General features: G+C 72.7%; 17 protein-coding genes. 10 read left to right on the top strand and 7 right to left on the bottom strand.

Annotated features, from left to right (window positions below):
• The first annotated feature begins 138 nt into the window (after nucleotides 1-138).
• From ACZ7MX_RS21970 to ACZ7MX_RS21960, 3 genes are all read left to right on the top strand, one after another.
• On the top strand, nucleotides 139-2,487 hold the full coding sequence (locus ACZ7MX_RS21970; protein WP_472134482.1) for a SpoIIE family protein phosphatase: 2,349 nt from the start codon (nucleotides 139-141) through the stop codon (nucleotides 2,485-2,487).
• Between the two features lie 118 nt (nucleotides 2,488-2,605).
• Complete coding sequence (gene hemW / locus ACZ7MX_RS21965; protein WP_472134480.1) at nucleotides 2,606-3,838, top strand: radical SAM family heme chaperone HemW; 1,233 nt, start codon at nucleotides 2,606-2,608, stop codon at nucleotides 3,836-3,838.
• Between the two features lie 109 nt (nucleotides 3,839-3,947).
• A complete protein-coding gene (locus ACZ7MX_RS21960) occupies nucleotides 3,948-4,517 on the top strand; it encodes a Uma2 family endonuclease (protein WP_472134478.1) in 570 nt (189 codons plus the stop codon).
• Here ACZ7MX_RS21960 and ACZ7MX_RS21955 read toward each other — a convergent pair.
• Both ACZ7MX_RS21955 and ACZ7MX_RS21950 read right to left on the bottom strand, forming a co-directional pair.
• Nucleotides 4,495-5,328 (bottom strand): DUF3097 domain-containing protein, encoded by an 834-nt coding sequence (locus ACZ7MX_RS21955; protein ID WP_472134476.1) that lies wholly within the window; start codon nucleotides 5,326-5,328, stop codon nucleotides 4,495-4,497. The two genes, ACZ7MX_RS21960 and ACZ7MX_RS21955, sit on opposite strands and share 23 nt — an antisense overlap.
• A 56-nt stretch (nucleotides 5,329-5,384) precedes the next feature.
• Nucleotides 5,385-6,122, bottom strand: a complete 738-nt coding sequence (locus tag ACZ7MX_RS21950) for an MBL fold metallo-hydrolase (protein WP_472134474.1) — start codon at nucleotides 6,120-6,122, stop codon at nucleotides 5,385-5,387.
• Between the two features lie 194 nt (nucleotides 6,123-6,316).
• Between ACZ7MX_RS21950 and hrcA the strand changes: the two genes are divergently transcribed.
• The 4 genes from hrcA to ACZ7MX_RS21930 all read left to right on the top strand — a co-directional run bounded on the left by hrcA (nucleotide 6,317) and on the right by ACZ7MX_RS21930 (nucleotide 10,596).
• Nucleotides 6,317-7,333, top strand: coding sequence for a heat-inducible transcriptional repressor HrcA (hrcA, locus tag ACZ7MX_RS21945; protein ID WP_472134472.1), 1,017 nt, complete (start codon nucleotides 6,317-6,319; stop codon nucleotides 7,331-7,333).
• Nucleotides 7,334-8,467: a molecular chaperone DnaJ gene (gene dnaJ / locus ACZ7MX_RS21940; RefSeq protein ID WP_472134470.1), complete on the top strand. Its 1,134-nt coding sequence runs from the start codon at nucleotides 7,334-7,336 to the stop codon at nucleotides 8,465-8,467.
• 246 nt (nucleotides 8,468-8,713) lie between these two features.
• Complete coding sequence (locus ACZ7MX_RS21935) at nucleotides 8,714-9,856, top strand: nitronate monooxygenase (RefSeq protein WP_472134468.1); 1,143 nt, start codon at nucleotides 8,714-8,716, stop codon at nucleotides 9,854-9,856.
• The gene (locus ACZ7MX_RS21930; RefSeq protein ID WP_472134466.1) at nucleotides 9,853-10,596 is read left to right on the top strand and encodes a 16S rRNA (uracil(1498)-N(3))-methyltransferase; all 744 of its coding nucleotides are present in this window, start codon (nucleotides 9,853-9,855) and stop codon (nucleotides 10,594-10,596) included. The genes ACZ7MX_RS21935 and ACZ7MX_RS21930 overlap by 4 nt, the downstream gene beginning before the upstream one ends.
• A 21-nt stretch (nucleotides 10,597-10,617) precedes the next feature.
• Here the strand turns inward: ACZ7MX_RS21930 and ACZ7MX_RS21925 are convergent, their stop codons facing one another.
• The 3 genes from ACZ7MX_RS21925 to ACZ7MX_RS21915 are packed head-to-tail and all read right to left on the bottom strand — an operon-like array spanning nucleotide 10,618 to nucleotide 12,035.
• Entirely contained in the window at nucleotides 10,618-10,830 is a 213-nt protein-coding gene (locus ACZ7MX_RS21925) for a DUF4287 domain-containing protein (RefSeq protein ID WP_472134464.1), read from the bottom strand.
• Between the two features lie 51 nt (nucleotides 10,831-10,881).
• Entirely contained in the window at nucleotides 10,882-11,451 is a 570-nt protein-coding gene (locus ACZ7MX_RS21920; protein WP_472134462.1) for a dihydrofolate reductase family protein, read from the bottom strand.
• 26 nt (nucleotides 11,452-11,477) lie between these two features.
• Nucleotides 11,478-12,035: a dihydrofolate reductase family protein gene (locus ACZ7MX_RS21915; protein ID WP_472134460.1), complete on the bottom strand. Its 558-nt coding sequence runs from the start codon at nucleotides 12,033-12,035 to the stop codon at nucleotides 11,478-11,480.
• Nucleotides 12,036-12,207: 172 nt separating this feature from the next.
• On the opposite strand from ACZ7MX_RS21915, the gene ACZ7MX_RS21910 reads away from it, so the two are divergent.
• Nucleotides 12,208-12,873: a TetR/AcrR family transcriptional regulator gene (locus ACZ7MX_RS21910; RefSeq protein ID WP_472134458.1), complete on the top strand. Its 666-nt coding sequence runs from the start codon at nucleotides 12,208-12,210 to the stop codon at nucleotides 12,871-12,873.
• 100 nt (nucleotides 12,874-12,973) lie between these two features.
• Here ACZ7MX_RS21910 and ACZ7MX_RS21905 read toward each other — a convergent pair whose 3' ends face one another.
• Nucleotides 12,974-13,405 carry an OsmC family protein gene (locus tag ACZ7MX_RS21905; protein ID WP_472134456.1) on the bottom strand — a complete coding sequence of 144 codons (432 nt, stop codon included), beginning with the start codon at nucleotides 13,403-13,405 and terminating at the stop codon, nucleotides 12,974-12,976.
• A gap of 150 nt (nucleotides 13,406-13,555) precedes the next feature.
• Between ACZ7MX_RS21905 and ACZ7MX_RS21900 the strand changes: the two genes are divergently transcribed.
• Both ACZ7MX_RS21900 and ACZ7MX_RS21895 read left to right on the top strand, forming a co-directional pair.
• Nucleotides 13,556-13,915 (top strand): histidine triad nucleotide-binding protein, encoded by a 360-nt coding sequence (locus ACZ7MX_RS21900; RefSeq protein WP_472134454.1) that lies wholly within the window; start codon nucleotides 13,556-13,558, stop codon nucleotides 13,913-13,915.
• A 6-nt stretch (nucleotides 13,916-13,921) separates the two neighbouring features.
• Complete coding sequence (locus tag ACZ7MX_RS21895; protein ID WP_472134452.1) at nucleotides 13,922-14,827, top strand: ribonuclease Z; 906 nt, start codon at nucleotides 13,922-13,924, stop codon at nucleotides 14,825-14,827.
• Between the two features lie 76 nt (nucleotides 14,828-14,903).
• Here ACZ7MX_RS21895 and ACZ7MX_RS21890 read toward each other — a convergent pair whose 3' ends face one another.
• Nucleotides 14,904-15,734 (bottom strand): HAD family acid phosphatase, encoded by an 831-nt coding sequence (locus ACZ7MX_RS21890; protein WP_472134450.1) that lies wholly within the window; start codon nucleotides 15,732-15,734, stop codon nucleotides 14,904-14,906.
• Nucleotides 15,735-15,976 lie beyond the last annotated feature (242 nt).

Raw genomic sequence — 15,976 nt, 5'->3', positions numbered from 1 at the left:
CCAACTCCTCCGGCGTGTCAGCCCAATTGGCTGCTTCGACCGCCCACTTCCGTGACTCACTGCTTATGACTGCGCCCTTTCTGTCACTCTGTCGGTGGCGCATCCGGCGCTGCAGCGGAGCTGTTCGGGAGTTGCTCAATGAGGACGACAACTTCGTCTCCACGGGACGACGTCAGGGCGACGCGCGCGACGACGGCCGGCCCCGGGCTCCCCGCCGCCCGCACCCGGCGGGCCGGTCTGCCCGGGGACCCGCAGGCCGCGGTCGCCGCCCGGCGGTTCGTCCGGTCCGCCTTCGCCGAGTGGGCGGACCGGCGGCTGCCCGGCACCGAGCGGTTCACCGACCGGCTCACTGACGAAGCGGTTCTGCTGGTCAGCGAGTTGGTGACGAACGCGGTGGTGCACGCGGGCACCACCATCGAGCTGAGCTGCCGGCTGGACCCCGCCGCGGAACCGGACCCGGGCGCCGGGCCGGACCCGGACGACGCCCCCGCGCCCGCCGTCGTCATCGAGGTCTCCGACCGCCACCCCACCCAGCCGATCCGCGCCCGCGACGAGACCGCCCGGAACGACAGCGGCGGCCACGGCCTCCAGCTGATCAGCGCGGTCGCCGAATCCTGGGGCATCACCTATCGCCGCGACCTGAAGACCGTGTGGTTCCGGCTCCCGCTGCCGGCCCCGGAGGTCGCCGCCCGCCCGCTGCCGGAGACCGCGTACGACGAGAGGCCGTACGAGGGGGCGCGGTACGAGGGGGCGCACAACGAGGGGGCGCGCCCTGAGGGAGCGCCGTACGGCACCCCGCACGCGCACGCCCCCGACGGCCCCGCGGGCCCGTACGACGCCGCCGGCCCGGCCGCGTACGACGACGCAGCGGCCGCGTACGCCGACGAGGTGCTCCAGCGCGGGCTGCGGGCCGCCGAACTCCTCGCCCCGGCACCCCGCCGCGCCGACCGCCGGGAACTCGACGCCGACCGGGTCGACAACGGCGCGCTGTCCTTCCTCGCCGAGGCCTCCGACCTGCTCTCCGGTCAGCTCGACGCCGATCAGGTCGCCGCGCTCGCCGCTCAGCTGATCGTGCCGCGGCTCGCCGACTGGTGCGCGGTGTGGCTGCACGACGGCGACGGCGGCGCCCCCGGCCGGGGCATCGCGACCGGCGGCGACGAACAGCGGCTGGCCCGCGTCTGGCACAGCTCCGAGAGCCGCATCGACACCCTGCGCGCCACTCTGGAAAAACAGGCGCCGGACTTCTGGGGCGACGTCCCGCCGGGCGCCGCACCCGCCGCCGTCCCCTGGCCCTGGCCGCACGACCCGGACGGCGAGGACCAGGACCACGAGCACCCGGCCCACGACCCGGACGGCGTGCACCCGGGCGGCGATCCCCTGGGCGGGCACGGCCGGCCGGAGCTGCCGGGTCAGGCTCCGCCGGACGTGCCGGGTCACGCCCTGCCGGCCTACGCCCTCCCGGGCGGTGACCGCCCCGACGGCGACGAGCCGGGCGGTGCCGCCCTCGCCTGCCCCCTGGTCGCCGGTGGCCGCCGGCTCGGCACGCTGCTGCTCGGCCGCGGCGGCCTGCCGCGCTTCCCCGACGAGGTCGTCGGGCTGATCGAGGACCTGGGCCGCCGGGTCGCCCGCGCGGTGGCCACCGCCCGCGCCTACAGCCGCCAGGAGCGCATCAGCCAGGTCCTGCAGCGCCGGCTGCTGCCCCGGGGCCGGGCGCAGGTGCCCGGCGTGGCGTCCGCGGTGGTCTACGAGCCGCGCGAGGGCGCCTGGGCGGGCGGCGACTTCTGGGACCTCTTCAACGCCGGCGACGGCCGCTGGTGCTTCGCGCTCGGCGACGTCTGCGGCAGCGGCCCGGAGGCGGCCGCGGTGACCGGGCTGGCCCGGCCGGTGCTGCGGCTGCTGGCCCGGGACGGCTTCGGCGTCGCCGCGGTGCTCGACCGGCTCAACAAGACCATGGCCCGGGAGGCCGCGGACTCGGTCGCGGCGGTCGCCGCGGCGGTCGCGGCGGCCGGCGCCGGGGCCGAGGCACCCGTGGAGATCCGCGAGGAGGGCGAACAGGCCCGCTTCCTCTCCCTGCTCTACGGCGAGATCGTCCCGTACCCGGGCGGGGCCGGCGGCGCCCGCTGCACCCTCGCCAGCGCCGGCCACCCGCTGCCGCTGGTGCTGGGCACGGACGGCACGGTCCGCACGGTCGCGGCACCGCAGATGCTGCTGGGGGTCGTCGAGGACGCGGCGTACGTGAGCGAATCGTTCGACCTGCGTCCGGGGGAGACGCTGCTGTGCGTCACCGACGGGGTCACCGAGCGGCGCTCGGGCCACCGGCTGTTCGACGACGAGGACGGCCTGGCCACCGCCCTCGCCGCCGGTGCCGGGCTGGGCGCCACCGCCCTCGCCGAGCACCTGCGCACCACCGTGCACGCCTTCGCCCCGGACCCGCCCGACGACGACCTGGCCCTGCTCGTCCTCCAGGCGGCGGGCGGCCCGGCGTGAGGCACCCCCGGGCCGCACCGCCCGGGCGGGGGCCGCGCAGCCCGGGGCCATGCGGACGCCGGGCTTCCCGCCGCCCGCGCGCACCGCGTTGTCGGTGCGATGACGGACAATGGTTCCCATGCCTTCCGCACTGCCTGATGGTGAGCCGATGCCCGACGACGGGGCGCTGCCCGGTCCTGCGCTGGCGGCGGCGGCCGGCCGGCCCCTCGGCTTCTATCTGCACGTGCCGTACTGCGCCACCCGCTGCGGCTACTGCGACTTCAACACCTACACCGCGAGCGAGCTGCGCGGCTCCGGCGGGGCACTGGCCTCCCGTGACAACTACGCCGACACCGTCGTGGAGGAGATCCGGCTGGCCCGCAAGGTGCTGGGCGACGACCCCCGCCCGGTCGAGACGGTCTTCGTCGGCGGCGGCACGCCGACCCTGCTCCCGGCCGCCGACCTGGGCCGGATGCTCGCCGCCGTCCGGGAGGAATTCGGCCTGGCACCCGGCGCCGAGATCACCACCGAGGCCAACCCCGACTCCGTCGACCCGCGCTACCTCTCCGAGCTGCGCGCGGCCGGCTACAACCGGGTCTCCTTCGGCATGCAGAGCGCCCGGCAGCACGTCCTGAAGATCCTCGACCGTACGCACACCCCCGGCCGCCCCCAGGCCTGCGTCGGCGAGGCCCGCGCCGCCGGTTTCGAGCACGTCAACCTCGACCTGATCTACGGCACCCCCGGCGAGTCCGACGACGACTGGCGGGCCTCGCTCGACGCCGCGCTCGGCGCCGGCCCCGACCACATCTCCGCCTACGCCCTGATCGTCGAGGAGGGCACCCAGCTGGCCCGCCGGATCCGCCGCGGCGAGGTCCCGATGACCGACGACGACGTGCACGCCGACCGCTACCTCATCGCCGAGGAGCGGCTCACCGCGGCCGGCTTCTCCTGGTACGAGGTCTCCAACTGGGCCACCACCGAAGCCGCCCGCTGCCGCCACAACGAGCTGTACTGGACCGGCGCCGACTGGTGGGGCGCCGGCCCCGGGGCGCACAGCCACGTCGGCGGCGTCCGCTGGTGGAACGTGAAGCACCCCGGCGCGTACGCCCAGGCCCTGGGCGAGGGCCGCTCCCCGGGCGCGGGCCGCGAGATCCTCGCCGACGAGGACCGCCGGGTGGAACGCATCCTGCTGGAACTCCGCCTCGCGGACGGCTGCCCCCTGGACCTGCTCGCCCCGGCGGGCGCCCGGGCGGCCGAGCGGGCGCTGGCGGACGGGCTGCTGGAGACCGGGCCGTACGCGGCCGGCCGGGCCGTTCTGACACTCCGGGGGCGGCTGCTGGCCGACGCGGTGGTGCGGGATCTGGTGGACTGATCATCACTCGACGGGGTGACCACCTCTCGGGATCCGTTTGCCGGATCGCGCCCGCTCCTAGGCTGTCGACAACCCCTCGGCAGGCAGCGGAAGTTGGGCGGTTGTCGCAGTGCGCGATCAAGGCATCGAGGAGTACTTCGCGGAGTTCGAGCCTCCGGAGGGGTTCAAGGCGGAGCTGCTGCGCCGCGAGATCGTGCTCTCGGGTGGGGAGGACATCGTCCACAACCTCATCGTTTCTGACGTGGCGGACCAGATTCCGCGTGGCGGCTGGCATGCATTCGCCACGCAGCACATTTCGATCGACGGAGAACTGAGCAAGCCCCGGCCCGACCTCGTGGTCTTCGAGCGCGGAGGGGATGACCGCTCCGGATGGCTCGTACCGGCATCGGACGTGGCGCTGCTGCTGGAGGTGGTCTCCGTGCGCAGCGCCGACCGCGACTACGGGCTGAAGCGTTCCGTCTACGCGGCCGGGAGCATCCCCGCGTACCTGATCGTGGACCCGTACGACGCCCGCTGCGTACTGCTCACGGAGCCATACGGCGCGGGCGAGGACGCCGAGTACGAGGTGCGGCGCACCGTTCCCTTCGGCACGCCCCTCCGCCTCGACATCCTCGGCATCACACTCGACACCACCGAATTCGGCACCCTCCCCGCCATCAAACGGCACCGCCGACCGTAACAAAGTCGATCAACTCCTCCACCCGCCCCAGGAGTTGCGGCTCCAGGTCCTTGTAGGACCGCACGCACGACAGGATCCGCTGCCACGCCGCGCCGGTGTTCTCCGGCCAGCCCAGCGCCCGGCACACGCCCGTCTTCCAGTCCTGCCCGCGCGGCACGGACGGCCAGGCCGGAATCCCCACCGAGGACGGCTTCACCGCCTCCCACACGTCGATGTACGGATGGCCGACCACGAGCACATGCTCGCCCGTCACCTCCGCCGCGATGCGCGACTCCTTCGAGCCCGGTACGAGGTGGTCCACCAGTACCCCCAGCCGGGCGTCCGGCCCGGGTGCGAAGCCGCCTACGATCGCCGGGAGGTCGTCGATGCCCTCCAGGTACTCCACGACGACGCCCTCGATGCGCAGATCGTCGCCCCAGACCCGCTCGACGAGTTCGGCGTCGTGCCGCCCCTCCACGTAAATGCGCCCGGCGCGCGCGACCCGGGCGCGGGCGCCGGGGACGGCGAGTGAACCCGATGCCGTACGGGCCGGGCCGCTCGGGGCCGGCCGGTTCTGCGGCCGGACGAGCGTGACGACCTTGCCCTCCAGGAGGAAGCCGCGCGGGACCATCGGGAAGACCCGGTGTTTGCCGAAGCGGTCCTCCAGCGTGACCGCCGGGCCCTCGGCGGTCTTCTCACAGCGGATCACCGCACCGCAGAAGCCCGTCGCGACCTCCTCGACGACGAGATCGGGCTCGGCCGGGACCTCCGGCGCGGGCCGCTGCTTCTTCCAGGGCGGGGTGAGGTCGGGGCTGTAGCGCTTGCTCTGCATGGGCCCTTTTCTATCCGGTTCCCTCCGGTCCCACCCGGAAACGAGCGGGGGTCCGGTCAGGACGACGGCGGAACGCCGTAGCGGGCGGCCAGGGCGTCCCGCTGGGCGCGGACGAAGGCGGCGTCCACCACGGCGCCGTGGCCGGGTACGTACCGCGCGTCGTCGCCGCCGAGGGCCAGCAGCCGGTCCAGCGCGGCGGGCCACTGCCGGGGCAGCGCGTCGGGGCCGGCGCTCGGTTCGCCGGACTCCTCGACCAGGTCGCCGCAGAAGACGATCTCCGCCTCGCCGTGCCGGCCCGGCACCAGGACGGCCAGGTCGTGGGCGGTGTGGCCGGGCCCGACGTTGGCGAGCAGCACCTGCCGGTCGCCGAGCTCGACGGTCAGCTGGCCGTGGACGGGGTGGTGCGGCACGACCAGCAGGTCGGCGGCCTCCGCGGCCGCGTCCCGGTCGACGCCGTGCCGGACGGCGTCGTGCCGCAGCGCGTCCTTGTCACGGCGGAACAACTCGGCGAGACCGGCCGCGCCGAACACCGCGACCCCGGCGAAGGCGGCGGTGCCCAGCACATGATCGAAGTGCGGATGGGTGAGCGCGACATGCGTCACTTCCCGGCCCAGCACACCGCGGATCGACCGGCGCAGGTCCGCGCCGTCGCGCAGGGTCGCGCCGGTGTCGACGATCATGACCCCGGCCGACCCGGCGATCACCCCCACGGTCTCGTCCCAGCCCGGCATACGGCGCCTGGCGACACCGTCACCGAGCCGTTCCCACCCGGCCTCTTCCCAAGCTGTGCGCATACCGAGACGCTAGCTCCATCGCGATAGCGTTGCCCGGCAGATCGCCCGAAGAAGGTCATCGGGTGCGTGCTCCGCGCGGCCACCCTTGCCGTGGTCGTGCTACCCGGCCGTACACTGGCTCAGGGTCTGGCACTCGGCCCGGGTGAGTGCCAGGAGAGCAACGAGACGGCGACTGCCGGCTGGAGGTGCGCGGGATGCTCAGTGAACGCAGGCTCGAAGTGCTGCGCGCCATCGTCCAGGACTACGTCGGGACGGAGGAGCCGGTCGGCTCCAAGGCACTCACGGAGCGCCATCAGCTCGGGGTGTCCCCGGCGACGGTCCGCAACGACATGGCGGCCCTGGAGGAAGAGGGCTTCATCGCCCAGCCGCACACCAGCGCCGGGCGGATCCCGACGGACAAGGGCTACCGCCTCTTCGTCGACAAGCTGGCCGGCGTGAAGCCGCTGTCCAGCCCCGAGCGGCGGGCGATCCAGAACTTCCTCGACGGCGCGGTCGACCTCGACGACGTGGTGGGGCGCACGGTCCGGCTGCTGGCGCAGCTGACCCGGCAGGTCGCGGTCGTGCAGTACCCGTCCCTGACGCGGTCCACGGTCCGGCACGTCGAGCTGCTGGCGCTGGCCCCGGCCCGGCTGATGCTCGTCCTGATCACCGACACCGGACGGGTCGAGCAGCGGCTCATCGACTGCCAGACGCCGTTCTCCGAGACCTCGCTGGCGGACCTGCGGGCGCGGCTGAACAGCCGGGTCGTGGGACGCCGTTTCGCGGATGTGCCCCAGTTGGTGCAGGATCTCCCGGAGTCCTTCGAGCAGGACGACCGCGGCACGGTCTCGACAGTGCTGTCGGTGTTGCTGGAAACTCTGGTGGAAGAGACCGAAGAGCGGCTGATGATCGGCGGCACCGCCAATCTCACGCGCTTCGGGCACGACTTCCCCCTGACCATCCGTCCCGTGCTGGAGGCGCTGGAGGAGCACGTGGTGCTGCTCAAGCTCCTCGGCGAAGCCAAGGACTCGGGCATGACCGTACGTATCGGGCATGAGAATGCCCATGAAGGCCTGACGTCCACATCGGTCGTCACGGTCGGCTACGGTTCGGGCGACGAGGCAGTCGCCAAACTCGGCGTGGTCGGACCGACCCGCATGGACTACCCCGGAACGATGGGAGCGGTACGCGCAGTGGCACGTTACGTCGGACAAATCCTCGCGGAGTCGTAAGTGGCCACGGATTACTACTCGGTCCTCGGCATCAGCCGTGACGCCTCGCAGGACCAGATCAAGAAGGCCTTCCGTCGGCTGGCGCGCGAGCTGCACCCGGACGTGAACCCGGACCCGAAGACCCAGGAGCGGTTCAAGGAGATCAACGCCGCTTACGAGGTCCTGTCGGATCCGCAGAAAAAGCAGGTCTACGACCTGGGCGGCGACCCGCTCTCGCAGGCCGGCGGCGGTGGCGCGGGCGGCTTCGGGGCCGGCTTCGGCAACTTCTCCGACATCATGGACGCGTTCTTCGGCACGGCGTCGCAGCGCGGTCCGCGCTCGCGCACCCGTCGCGGCCAGGACGCCATGATCCGGCTCGACATCGAGCTGAACGAGGCGGCCTTCGGCACGACCAAGGACATCCAGGTCGACACCGCCGTGGTCTGCACGACCTGCAGCGGCGAGGGCGCCGCCCCCGGCACCTCGGCGCAGACCTGTGACATGTGCCGCGGCCGCGGTGAGGTCTCGCAGGTCACCCGGTCCTTCCTGGGCCAGGTCATGACGTCCCGCCCGTGCCCGCAGTGCCAGGGCTTCGGCACGGTCGTGCCGACGCCGTGCCCGGAGTGCGCGGGCGACGGCCGGATCCGCTCCCGCCGCACGCTGACCGTCAAGATCCCGGCCGGTGTCGACAACGGCACCCGGATCCAGCTCGCCGGCGAGGGCGAGGTCGGCCCCGGCGGCGGCCCGGCCGGCGATCTCTACGTCGAGATCCACGAGCTGCCGCACCCGGTCTTCCAGCGGCGCGGCGACGATCTGCACTGCACGGTCACCATCCCGATGACAGCGGCGTCGCTGGGCACGAAATGCCCGCTGGAGACGCTGGACGGGGTGGAGGAGATCGATGTCCGGCCCGGTACGCAGTCCGGCCAGTCGATCCCGCTGCACCAGCGCGGTGTGACCCATCTGCGCGGCAACGGCCGGGGCGACCTGATCGTCCACGTCGAGGTCCAGACGCCGACCAAGCTCGACCCGGAGCAGGAGGAGCTGCTGCGGCGGCTCGCCAAGCTGCGCGGCGAGGAACGCCCGACGGGCCAGTTCCAGCCGGGTCAGCAGGGGCTGTTCTCGCGCCTGAAGGACGCGTTCAACGGGCGGTAGGCGGTCGGCGGCCGGCCACGCGTGAGCGGGCGGCAGGCCGTACGCGAGCAGGAACGCGTCAGAGCGTGAGGTGCCGGGCGGGATACGGAATACCCGCCCGGCACCTCGACGTTGTGGCCCCGCAGGGGGGCCTCGCATCCCCTAGGGGATCTGTTCGATCACCCCCTACGGGCCCCGGCCCCGGCCCCGTCCCCCCGCCGAGCCCCTGATGCGGGGTGCCGGGGCGTCCCGTGACACGATGTGGTCATGCCCAGCGCACTGACCGATCTCTGCCGCTGTCCGATCGTGCAGGCCCCCATGGCGGGCGGCGGCTCGGGACCCGAACTGGCCGCCGCCGTCTGCGGCGCCGGCGGTCTCGGCTTCCTCGCCGCCGGCTACAAAACCGCCGACGGCATGTACCAAGAGATCAAACAGCTGCGGTCGCTGACCGACCGGCCGTTCGGCGTCAACCTCTTCATGCCGCAGCCGTCGCTCGCCGACCACTCCGCCGTCGAGGCGTACCGCGAACAGCTCGCCGGCGAGGCCACCTGGTACGAGACCGAGCTCGGCGACACCGAAGGGCCCACCGACGACGGCTACGAGGCCAAGCTCGCGATCCTGCGCGAGGACCCGGTGCCGGTGGTGTCGTTCACCTTCGGCTGCCCCTCGCGCGCGGTCCTCGACGCCTTCGCCAGGGTGGGCACGTACACCATCGTCACGGCCACCACGGCGGCCGAGGCACAGGCCGCGCAGTGGTCGGGTGCGGACGCCGTCTGTGTGCAGGGCGTGGAGGCGGGCGGCCACCAGGGCACCCACCGCGACGACCCGCACGCCGACGGGACCGGCGCGGGGCTGGGCCTGCTGGCGCTGCTCGGGCAGGTCCGGGAGGCCGTGCAGATCCCGGTGATCGCCGCGGGCGGGCTGATGCGCGGGGCGCAGATCGCGGCGGTGCTGGCCGCCGGGGCGACCATGGCGCAGCTCGGCACCGCCTTCCTCGCCACCCCGGAGTCGGGCGCCAACCCGCTGCACAAGCAGGCGCTGACCAACCCCCTCTTCACCCACACCGAGCTGACCCGGGCGTTCTCCGGGCGGCCGGCCCGCGGCCTGGTGAACCGTTTCCTGCGGGAGCACGGCCCGTACGCACCGGCCGCCTACCCCGCCGTGCACTACCTCACCTCCACGGTGCGCAAGGCGGCCGCCAAGGCCGGCGACGCCCAGGGCCTGAACCTGTGGGCGGGGCAGGGGCACCGGCTGGCCCGGGAGATGCCGGCCGCCCGGCTGGTCGAGGTCCTCACGGCCGAACTCGACGCGGCGCGCGCCGGGTTGAGCCGCACCGGGACCGGGACTGCGGACACCTGGGCCGGAAGCGCGGAATCCGGCGACTCACCGGCTGCCGGGGGCACCGCATGACCGCGCCCGTGTTCCTCGTCGAGTCGCTCGCGCACGTACGGGCGGGCGGCACGGTCACCGTCGACGGGCCGGAGGGCCGGCACGCGGTGTCGGTGCGCCGGCTGCGGGTCGGCGAGGAGGTCGTACTGACGGACGGTCAGGGCACCGGCGCCCACGGCACGGTGGCCGCCGCCGAGGGCAAGGACCGGCTGACCGTCGCGGTCGCCGAACTGCGCACCGAGGAGGCGCCGGACCCGACCATCACGGTCGTCCAGGCGCTCCCCAAGGGCGACCGGGGCGAGCTGGCCGTCGAGACCATGACCGAGACCGGGGTGGATGCCGTCGTGCCCTGGCCGGCGGCGCGTTGCGTCACCCAGTGGAAGGGCGAACGGGCCGCCAAGGCGCTGGGCAAGTGGCGGGCCACGGCCCGTGAGGCGGGCAAGCAGTCCCGCCGGCTGATCTTCCCGGAGGTCGCGGACCCGCTGTCCACCAAGCAGGTGGCCGCCCTGCTCGCCGACGCCGACTTCGCGGCCGTGCTCCATGAGGAGGGCAGCACCCCGCTCGCCACCGCGGAACTCCCGGCCACCGGCCGGATCGTGCTGGTCGTGGGGCCCGAGGGCGGTGTCTCCCCGGAGGAGCTGGCCCTCTTCGCGGAGGCCGGCGCCAAGCCGTACCGCCTGGGCCGGACCGTCCTGCGCACCTCCACGGCCGGCACCGCGGCCACCGCTCTCCTGCTGGGCCGTACGGGACGCTGGAGCTGAGCCCCGCCCGCCCTCAGCGGCTCACTTGCCGCTGTCCTCGGCGAGGGTGTGGGCCACCAGGGCGTTGGCGTGGCCGTGGCCGAGGCCGTGCTCGGTCTTGAGCCAGGTGACGAGTTCCCCGTGCTTGGCCGGCGGCGCGGCGCGGATGAGCTCCTTCCATTCGGCTATCGGGCGGCCGTACTTCTTCTCGATGGAGGGGAAGTAGCTGGCGGGGCCCTTGACGGCGTCGGTCATGTGACGGTCTCCGTTCTTCTGCCGGGGTGCGTAGGGTTCGCTCGGGGTGTGTCAGGACGGCAGGTTCGCCGGCCGGTGGCGCAGCAGGACCACCTGGGAGTCGAAGGTCCTGGATTCGACAAGGCTCAGGCTCATCCGCTCCTGCGGCGTGCTGAAGACGGGCCGGCCGCCGCCCAGCACGACCGGGTGGACGAAGATCTGGTACTCGTCGATCAGCCCGTGCCGGGTGAGGAAGCCGGCGAGGTCCGAGCCGCCGAACAGCAGCAGGCGGGCCCCGCTCCGCTTGAGGGCGGTGAGTTCCTCGATGACGTTCGTGCCGATCACGCGGGTGTTCCAGTCGGCCTTCTCCAGCGTCGAGGAGACGACGATCTTCGGTGCGCTGCGCCATACGGGGGCGAAGGCCAGGTCGTGCGCGTCGGTGGAGTACTCCTCCGCCCGGGGCCAGAAGCCGGACATCATGTCCCAGACCTTGCGGCCGTACAGGAACTGGTCGGCCTCGGTGGTCAGTTGGAGTGAGTGGGCGGAGAGGTCGGGGCCCATGAGGGGCCAGTCGAAGGCGCCGTCGGGGCCTTCGATGTAGCCGTCCAGTGACTGGTGCACGAAGTGGGTGATCTTGCCCATGGGGTTCTCCTGGTCGTGACCGGCCGTCAGCGGGCCGCAGCGGGGGCGGTGGCGGGAGCGTACGTGAGGACCTGCGCGCCGCTGCGGAAGGTGGTGGTACCGAGCGGCCGGAGTGTCTTCTTCGGGGAGCTCTCGGTGAACAGGCGCTTGCCGGTGCCTTCGACGACCGGGTGCGTCCACAGGCGGAGTTCGTCGATCAGGTCGTGCGCCAGGAGGGTGTTGACGAGCCCGCCGCTGCCGTAGACGAGCAGGTCCTGGCCGTCCTGCTGCTTCAGTCCGGCGACGGCGGTGGCGAGGTCGCCGGTGAGGAAGGTGGCGTTCCACTCCGGTGTGTCGAGCGTCGTGGTGGCGACGTACTTGGGCAGGGCGTTCATCCGCTCGGCGAAACCGTCCTCGTCGGTCATCGACGGCCAGGCGGCGGCGAATCCCTGGTAGGTCACCCGGCCCAGCAGGAGGGCGTCGGCGGCGAAGAGCTGGCCGCGGGCGAACGCGGCGGCTTCCTCGTCGAAGAACGGGGCCGTCCAGGCCGGGTTCTCCACGACCCCGTCGAGCGTGATGTAGAGCGATGCGATGACCTTGCGCATGCGAGGCTCCCCCTTGATTGCGGGCCCGGAACTGCCCATGTGTACGATGTCCACAAATGGGGAACGCGGCGATCCGCGGCCCCCGTTCGATCATGCGGAAGCCTAGACGAGCTAAGTGGATGCTGTCCACATTGGATGCCCCCTCTGATGTCCACACCGGAGGGGCGTCCCCATGGACGTCCACGTTGGAGGGGTAATGGCGGCGGAGAGCGGCAGGACGAAGCGGACCACCTACCGCCACGGCGATCTCCGTAACGCCCTCGTCGAGGCCGGACTCGAACTGGCCCGGGAGGGCGGTCCCGAGGCGGTGGTGCTGCGCGCCACGACCCGTCAGGCGGGCGTCGTGCCCAACGCCGCCTACCGGCACTTCGCCGACCGCGGCGCCCTGCTGCACGCCGTCTCGCAGGCCGCCATGGCCCGGCTCGCCCGCACCATGGAGGCCGAGCAGTCCGCGCTGCCGCCGGCCCCGGACGCCGCGGCCGCCGCACGGGCCCGCTTCCGGGCGGTGGGCACCGGCTATCTGCGCTTCGCCCAGGAGGAACCGGGCCTGTTCCGCACCGCGTTCCACGTCCCCGGCGACATGACGTACGCCGCCGACGACACCGCCGCGGGCGGCAGCGGCAAAACCCCCTTCGAGCTTCTGGGCGCGGCCCTCGACGACCTCGTGGAGAACGGTCTGCTGCCCGAGGACCGGCGCCCCGGGGCGGAGTTCCTCGCCTGGTCGGCCGTCCACGGCCTCGCCGCACTCCTCATCGACGGGCCCCTGCGCGGCCTGTTGCCCTCCCAGGCCCACGACGCGGGTCAGCACGTCATCGACATGCTCGAGCGGGGCATCTGAGCCCGCCGCATCGCGCCCGCCCCTCATGCAACGGTGCGCCGACCGGCCTCAACGACCGTTCGGCGCACCGCAGTTCACGAAAAGGAAGACCGGCCGCCCGTCAGCTCAGCAGCTCGGCCGTCAGCGTGATGTTCTTGACGCCGGCCAGCGCCTGGCTCACCGGGCAGTTCTTCTTGGCGTCCTCGGCCGCGGCCTGGAAGTCCTCCTCGGAGAGGCCGGGGACCCGGGCCTTGACGGTCAGCGCGATCGCGGTGATGCCCTCACCGGGCTGGAAGGTGACGTCGGCCTGGGTGTCCAGGGCCTCGACGGTGTGGCCCTTGCCCGCCAGGCCGTGCGAGAAGGCCATGGAGTAGCAGGACGAGTGGGCCGCCGCGATCAGCTCCTCGGGGCTGGTCACGCCGTTCGGCTGCTCCGCACGGGCGGGCCAGTTCACGTCGTACGTACCGACCTTGGAGGACTCCAGGGCGACGGTGCCCTTGCCCTCCAGGAGGTTGCCTTCCCAGTGGGTCTTGGCGGTGCGCGTGGTTGCCATGGTGCATAACTCCCGGTTGTGGGCGAAAGCGATCAAGGCCAGCTTAGTGATCCCGGTCCCCCCGTCGCTGCGACGCCCCACACGGCTCGCCCGGTAGCATCCGAGGCCGTGCGCACCGTGCGTACGAGGGACGAGCCGGGAGGACCAACGGTGGCGGGAGAACCGCAGGCCGATTGCCTGTTCTGCAAGATCGTGGCCGGGGAGGTGCCGGCGACCATCGTCCGCGAGACCGCGACCACCGTCGCGTTCCGCGACATCAACCCCCAGGCCCCGACGCACGTCCTGATCATCCCCAAGGTGCACCACCCGGACGCCGCGGCCCTCGCCGCCGCCGAACCGCAGGTCATCGCCGACATACTGCGCGAGGCCCGGGAGGTCGCCGCCGGGGACGGGGTCGAGGACACCGGCTACCGGGTGGTCTTCAACACCGGCTCCGGCGCGGGCCAGACCGTCTTCCACGCCCATCTGCACGTCCTCGGCGGCCGCGGCCTCCAGTGGCCCCCCGGATAACCAGCCATGTCCGTACGTGAACTGGTCGTCCTCGGCACCGCCAGCCAGGTCCCCACCCGGCACCGCAACCACAACGGCTATCTGCTGCGGTGGGACGGCCAGGGGCTGCTCTTCGACCCCGGCGAGGGGACGCAGCGCCAGATGCTGCGCGCCGGGGTCGCGGCCCACGACCTCAACCGGATCTGCATCACCCACTTCCACGGCGACCACTCGCTCGGACTCGCCGGGGTGATCCAGCGGATCAACCTCGACCGGGTGCCCCACCCGGTCACCGCCCACTTCCCGGCCAGCGGTCAGCACTTCTTCGAGCGGCTGCGCTACGCGACCGCCTACCGCGAGACCGTCCGGCTGGTCGAGCGGCCGGTCGCGGCCGACGGGGAGCTGGACCGCTGCGCCTCGTACACCCTTCAGGCGCGGCGGCTGTCGCACCCGGTCGAGTCGTACGGCTACCGGCTCGTGGAGCCGGACGCGCGCCGGATGCTGCCGGAGCGGCTGGCGGCGCACGGCATCACCGGGCCGGACGTCGGGCGCCTGGCGCGGGAGGGGGAGCTGAACGGCGTCACCCTCGACGAGGTGAGCGAGCACCGGCCCGGCCAGCGGTTCGCGTTCGTGATGGACACCCGGATGTGCGAGGGCGTCGAGGCGCTCGCGGAGGGCGCGGACATGCTCGTCATCGAGTCCACGTTCCTGGACGATGATGCTCAACTCGCTGCCGATCACGGGCACTTGACGGCGGGGCAGGCCGGCGGGGTGGCGGTGCGGGCCGGGGTGCGGCATCTGGTGCTGACGCACTTCTCGCAGCGGTACGACGACCCCGCGGAGTTCGCGCGGCAGGCCCGTGCGGCGGGGTACGACGGTGAGCTGACGATCGCCAGGGACCTCATGCGCGTGCCCGTGCCCAAGCGACGCTGAGCACGGGCACGAGGCCCCGGCCCCTGCGGTGACGACAGGCGCCCCGGCCCGTCGTCACGGCAGGCCCCGGCCGTCGTTACGGCAGGTAGTACATCGGGTTCGGCATCTTGAACGTCCGGTGGGCGTAGCCGCCCTCCAGGTCGCTGTACTGGTCGCCGAAGTTGGCGACGATGTCGTAGCCCAGGGACTCGATGTGCTTGCGGGTGCCCGACTTGTACTCGACGGTCGTGCAGGTGCTGCCGCAGGGCAGGTAGGCCGGCGGGTGCTCCTTGTCCTTCAGGTAGACGTGCGTCCGGTCCAGCGGGACGCCGTAGCCCACGTTCTTGAGGTTGCGCACGCTCCAGTCGCGCTGGGCCTCCTTGCGGCCGGTGATGAAGAAGACCTCGGCGCCCTTGGCGCGGGCCTGGTTGACGAGCCGGTTCATGCCGAAGACCGGGTCCATGTCGGTGTGCTCCAGGTACGCGTCCTGGCTCTGCGGGGTGAAGGCGAAGCCGACCCGGAGCTCGTAGTTGTACGTGAGCAGGGTGGTGTCGTCCATGTCGAGGACGATCGCGGGCCTGGTCTTCTTGCCGGCCCGGGCCTGGCGGGCGAGCGCCTTGTCCAGGTAGGTGCGGGCCTTGGCCTCGATGCCGCGGACCTGGCGGGCGTAGTTGCTGTGCGGGGAGGCGTAGTGCTCGCCGTCGGCCGTGACCGTGTCGCCGTAGTACGCCTTGATCTTGCCCTGGACCTGCGTGAGGTTGGGGATCTCCTTGTCGGTCCGCGGGACGGAGTGCTCGGCGGTGGCCTGACCGATGCCGAAGACGGCGGTGCCGGCGACGAGGGCGGCGACCGTCGTGGCACCGAGGCGGGCGCGGCGCGACAGGGCGGGGCGGAGGCGACCGGAACGGAAGCGGTCGGGACGGGGCATGCGCGGCTCCTCTGGGAGAAATGGGGGGTGGGTCCCAGGACTTGAGCGGCTGACGGCCCCTCATTCCTTGGTCTACGCGCGCAGATTCAACCCTTGGCGCGAAGTTCCCGCAAGAGGCGAGGTCTTGACGGTCCGCAGGGGCCTCCGTAGCCTCCACCTGCATGCATGGACACTGTTTATATGTGTGAATAGCGTGTTGCCGCTGACCACGCCACCGGCCCTGTCACCGACCGTGCCACCGA

The organism is Streptomyces sp. NPDC107765 (assembly GCF_055657085.1).
The sequence above is the reverse complement of the archived record's forward strand: the minus strand, read 5'-3'. Positions and strand labels throughout refer to the sequence as shown.

What these genes read in the sequence shown, in the direction of transcription:
- ACZ7MX_RS21970 (WP_472134482.1), top strand. Translation starts at nt 139, where the DNA reads ATGAGGACGACAACTTCGTCTCCACGGGACGACGTCAGGGCGACGCGC.
- hemW (WP_472134480.1), top strand. Translation starts at nt 2,606, where the DNA reads ATGCCTTCCGCACTGCCTGATGGTGAGCCGATGCCCGACGACGGGGCG.
- ACZ7MX_RS21955 (WP_472134476.1), bottom strand. Translation starts at nt 5,328, where the DNA reads ATGCAGAGCAAGCGCTACAGCCCCGACCTCACCCCGCCCTGGAAGAAG.
- ACZ7MX_RS21950 (WP_472134474.1), bottom strand. Translation starts at nt 6,122, where the DNA reads ATGCGCACAGCTTGGGAAGAGGCCGGGTGGGAACGGCTCGGTGACGGT.
- hrcA (WP_472134472.1), top strand. Translation starts at nt 6,317, where the DNA reads ATGCTCAGTGAACGCAGGCTCGAAGTGCTGCGCGCCATCGTCCAGGAC.
- ACZ7MX_RS21935 (WP_472134468.1), top strand. Translation starts at nt 8,714, where the DNA reads ATGCCCAGCGCACTGACCGATCTCTGCCGCTGTCCGATCGTGCAGGCC.
- ACZ7MX_RS21930 (WP_472134466.1), top strand. Translation starts at nt 9,853, where the DNA reads ATGACCGCGCCCGTGTTCCTCGTCGAGTCGCTCGCGCACGTACGGGCG.
- ACZ7MX_RS21925 (WP_472134464.1), bottom strand. Translation starts at nt 10,830, where the DNA reads ATGACCGACGCCGTCAAGGGCCCCGCCAGCTACTTCCCCTCCATCGAG.
- ACZ7MX_RS21920 (WP_472134462.1), bottom strand. Translation starts at nt 11,451, where the DNA reads ATGGGCAAGATCACCCACTTCGTGCACCAGTCACTGGACGGCTACATC.
- ACZ7MX_RS21915 (WP_472134460.1), bottom strand. Translation starts at nt 12,035, where the DNA reads ATGCGCAAGGTCATCGCATCGCTCTACATCACGCTCGACGGGGTCGTG.
- ACZ7MX_RS21910 (WP_472134458.1), top strand. Translation starts at nt 12,208, where the DNA reads ATGGACGTCCACGTTGGAGGGGTAATGGCGGCGGAGAGCGGCAGGACG.
- ACZ7MX_RS21905 (WP_472134456.1), bottom strand. Translation starts at nt 13,405, where the DNA reads ATGGCAACCACGCGCACCGCCAAGACCCACTGGGAAGGCAACCTCCTG.
- ACZ7MX_RS21895 (WP_472134452.1), top strand. Translation starts at nt 13,922, where the DNA reads ATGTCCGTACGTGAACTGGTCGTCCTCGGCACCGCCAGCCAGGTCCCC.
- ACZ7MX_RS21890 (WP_472134450.1), bottom strand. Translation starts at nt 15,734, where the DNA reads ATGCCCCGTCCCGACCGCTTCCGTTCCGGTCGCCTCCGCCCCGCCCTG.